The organism is Shewanella inventionis, assembly GCF_014641855.1.
Classification (GTDB): Bacteria; Pseudomonadota; Gammaproteobacteria; order Enterobacterales; family Shewanellaceae; genus Shewanella; species Shewanella inventionis.
This window is the reverse complement of record NZ_BMII01000134.1, coordinates 1-529: the sequence shown is the minus strand read 5'-3', so window position 1 is coordinate 529 and position 529 is coordinate 1. Positions and strand designations below refer to the sequence as shown.

The following is a 529-nucleotide window of genomic DNA, read 5'->3' as shown; positions in this document are numbered from 1 at the left end:
CATCAGGGCTTGAGGTCACAGTGTAAGACGTAATTGCTGAGCCACCATTATTGGCTGGCGCCGTAAAGCTCACGCTTGCCTGAGCATCACCTGCTGTTGCGCTGCCAATAACCGGCGCGCCCGCAACCACTGCATTCACATCAAACGTCTGACTCACCTGCGCTGCTGCTGAATAAGCCGCATTACCTGCCTGATCGGCATTAATCGTACAGCTGCCTGTTGTGACAAAACTCAACACGCCACCACTGGTCACCGTACACACATCTGTCGTCGATGAGGTAAAGCTTGGCGCTAAGCCTGAGCTGGTACTCGCCGTTAAGGTTGGGGTGGTGCCAATGTTCTGTGCACCAGGATTGGTGAACGTAATGGTTTGCGCCCCTATCGGCGTCACGCTGTTAGAAGCACTTGAACTACTACTGTTACCCGCACTGTTAGTGGCAGTCACACTGAAGGTGTAAGCCGTACCATTGGTCAAGCCCGTTACCGTTAGCGGTGAACTGGTGCCAGTTGCAGTCAAACCATCAGGGCT

1 protein-coding gene is annotated in these 529 nt (G+C 53.9%); it reads right to left on the bottom strand.

Features of this window, described 5'->3' with window-relative positions:
- Window positions 1-529, bottom strand: a 529-nt coding sequence (locus IEW93_RS21935; protein WP_229706755.1) for a hypothetical protein, incomplete at both ends; no start/stop codon positions are given.